We start from the raw sequence: 2,794 nt of genomic DNA, 5'->3' as shown, positions 1-2,794 counted from the left end.
GGATTAAAGATTAGTTATTGTGACTAACTCTTTTGGTTAGAACAAGATAAACTTGAGAATCTTCGGTCAAATTTATTGACTCAAAATCAGCTATACTTAATTTAAATGAAACAGCCCTACCTTGATAAGGGGGGTGCCGATAGGCGGGGGGATTCCCCCTGCCCCCCTTGATAAGGGGGGTGTCTGACAACTTTTAACGCCTACCTACTTATGAATTGGGTAGTGGGGTAGTGGGGAATTTAGCTGAAATTTCCCTATCTCCCCATCTCCTGTCTTCAGGTTAAGCTCCCAAAAAAAGGCTATTCTTTACCTTATATTCCTCGGCAGAAATTTCATGACTCCCTTGTTAGTTCACACTTACCCTTCTCTTGTCAAGGGTATTTTAATTAAACGTTACAAACGCTTTTTTGCCGATATACAATTGGACAACGGAGAATTAATTACGGCCCATTGCGCTAATACCGGACCGATGACGGATGTATGCGTAGAAGGTCAACCGGTTTATCTTTCTCGCAGTGATAACCCGAAGCGAAAATTAGCTTATACCTGGGAGATGATTCAACTGGGGGAGACTTGGGTGGGAGTTAATACCAATCTTCCTAATCAGGTGGTGAAAAATGCCCTGTTGCAAGGAGTTTTTCCCGATTTGGTCAAAAATGACACCGAAGTGCGGTCGGAAGTGGCCTACGGTCAAAATAACGGCAGTAGAATTGATTTTCTTTTGACCCATGGGGATAATTCCCTCACCTATATCGAGGTCAAAAATACCACTTGGAATCAGGGAGAAACGGCACTTTTTCCCGATACTGTCACCACGCGAGGACAGAAGCATTTACAGGAATTAATGGCTTTATTGCCGGCAGCGGAGGCGATTATGCTCTACTTTATTAATCGGGGTGATTGTGACCGATTTGCTCCGGGGGATAGTAAAGATGCTAAATACGGGCAGTTATTGCGTCAAGCAGTGGCTAAAGGAGTCAAGGTTTTACCCTGTCGCTTCCAAGTGACACCCACGGGAATTAATTATTTAGGTTTAGCAGAATTGCAGCTGTGAAACGAGTAGTTGAGAGCGGCCGGCTTTTGACAAAATCCCCCGAACCGCAACTGACCTTTAAAAACCTAGAGACACAGTTAGTTACCTGTGCCTCTACGGGGGATTTTTGTCGATACATATTTGAGGTAATTTGTCAAGGTTTTTGATAACTAATTCCGTGGCGCATTTTCTCTAATTTCTGTTGCACCTGAGCATCGAGAGAATGGAATAAAAAACGCCCTTTGGGACTTTGAGAAGAACTCTGGGATTGTCTCAGACGACGACCGGTTAAATCCACCTCGATTTCGAGACGTTGAGCGGAAATCCACTGGGCCCCATAACCCATAACGGTCATTTTTTGGGCATTATCAGAGGTAGCGACGATAATCCGTCCGATAGCTGGGGCGCGATCGTGCCAAAAATCGGCGCAGGTTTTCTCGATATAGGTGTCGGCGGTTTGAGCGTGAGCGGTAAAATAAACCGATAAATGGTTAGTGTAGCGTTCTTGGCTGCCGGGGGTATCTTGAAGGTAGGAATCGAAGACGATTTGGGTTTGATAACCCTGGTGGTGGGTGTAACCGATTAGGGTTTCAATTAACTTGTCTCGCGCCGGTTCGAGACCGTGGCGATCGCTAATTTTTTTCAGGGACGGCCAAGCGCCGATGACGTTGTAGCCGTCAACCAGCAGAAGGGAACGATCAGAGGAATTAACCATGGCTTTGAGAGTGATTGGTGTGGCATTAAGGGCAGTTCTAAAAAACAGCATCCTAATGATATTAACAAAAAATTTAAGATTCTCCCGCCGCACTTGCCAATAATCTCGCTTTTAATTCTAGGGCATTTCCCTGATCCGTTACCTTGCCCCCCTCTAACAAAAATGCTCCATCGCTGTAATCCAATTCATCAAGGCGATGAGTCACCCAAAGGGCTGTAATACCTCGGTTTTTGACCAAGTTCTGCACTTGAGAGACTAATTCTAGCTGGGTATCCCCATCCAAAAGGGCGGTGGGTTCATCAAAGAGCAAAACCTCGCAATGACGAGCTAAAGCCCCGGCAATGGCGATTCTTTGCTTTTGTCCGCCACTGAGAGCATATATCGGTCGTTTTTCCATTTCTAATAAATTCACCGCCCCTAGGGATTCCCGCACCCGGGCCCGAATTGCCGGCGTGGATAAACCCTCGGATACCAACCCAAAAGCCACATCTGCCCCCACTGTTGGCATAACTAACTGATGGTCGGGATTTTGAAAAACAAAACCGAGGGGGTTAGGTATCTCTATTTCCCCGCGACTAGGTTTTAATAATCCCGCTAAGAGCCGCAGCAGGGTTGATTTACCGCTGCCATTTGTCCCCAACAACATCCAAAATTCTCCTCTGGGAACTTGCAAAGAGCAGCCATTTAATACTGATTTCCCATTCGGCCAGCTAAAGCAGAGGTCTGTTACTTTTATAGTCATGAATTATCAGCCTTTTCAGTTATCAGTTATCAGTTATCAGTTAAGTAGGTACGCGTTAAAAGTTGTCAGACACCCCCCTTATCAAGGGGGGCAGGGGGGATCCCCCCGCCTATCGGCACCCCCCATATCAAGGGGGGCAGGGGGGATCGAACCTAAAATCCAATTTTAATTTATAGCGTTTCTGATTCACAAGAGGTACATTCCCGATCCTGAACAGCTTAATCAGCAAAGGTTTAAGTGTGCCGCACAGATGCGAGAACCGCTATAATTATAACCAGCTACTTACTTAGGGTTACAGTTAAAT

At 45.8% G+C, this 2,794-nt stretch carries 3 protein-coding genes; 1 reads left to right on the top strand and 2 read right to left on the bottom strand.

Going from position 1 to position 2,794, the window contains the following annotated elements:
* Window positions 1–334 precede the first annotated feature (334 nt).
* Window positions 335–1,054 carry a DNA/RNA nuclease SfsA gene (gene sfsA / locus O9332_RS23375; RefSeq protein ID WP_002756827.1) on the top strand — a complete coding sequence of 240 codons (720 nt, stop codon included), beginning with the start codon at window positions 335–337 and terminating at the stop codon, window positions 1,052–1,054.
* A gap of 133 nt (window positions 1,055–1,187) precedes the next feature.
* Here sfsA and O9332_RS23370 read toward each other — a convergent pair whose 3' ends face one another.
* Together O9332_RS23370 and O9332_RS23365 are read right to left on the bottom strand one after the other, a co-directional pair.
* Window positions 1,188–1,799 (bottom strand): NYN domain-containing protein, encoded by a 612-nt coding sequence (locus O9332_RS23370; RefSeq protein WP_002756828.1) that lies wholly within the window; start codon window positions 1,797–1,799, stop codon window positions 1,188–1,190.
* A 22-nt stretch (window positions 1,800–1,821) separates the two neighbouring features.
* The gene (locus O9332_RS23365; protein ID WP_002756829.1) at window positions 1,822–2,490 is read right to left on the bottom strand and encodes an energy-coupling factor ABC transporter ATP-binding protein; all 669 of its coding nucleotides are present in this window, start codon (window positions 2,488–2,490) and stop codon (window positions 1,822–1,824) included.
* Window positions 2,491–2,794 lie beyond the last annotated feature (304 nt).

This window comes from Microcystis sp. LE19-10.1B (assembly GCF_027530565.1).
GTDB lineage: Bacteria > Cyanobacteriota > Cyanobacteriia > Cyanobacteriales > Microcystaceae > Microcystis > Microcystis aeruginosa.
The sequence above is the reverse complement of the archived record's forward strand: the minus strand, read 5'-3'. Positions and strand labels throughout refer to the sequence as shown.

What these genes read in the sequence shown, in the direction of transcription:
- sfsA (WP_002756827.1), top strand. Translation starts at nt 335, where the DNA reads ATGACTCCCTTGTTAGTTCACACTTACCCTTCTCTTGTCAAGGGTATT.
- O9332_RS23370 (WP_002756828.1), bottom strand. Translation starts at nt 1,799, where the DNA reads ATGCTGTTTTTTAGAACTGCCCTTAATGCCACACCAATCACTCTCAAA.
- O9332_RS23365 (WP_002756829.1), bottom strand. Translation starts at nt 2,490, where the DNA reads ATGACTATAAAAGTAACAGACCTCTGCTTTAGCTGGCCGAATGGGAAA.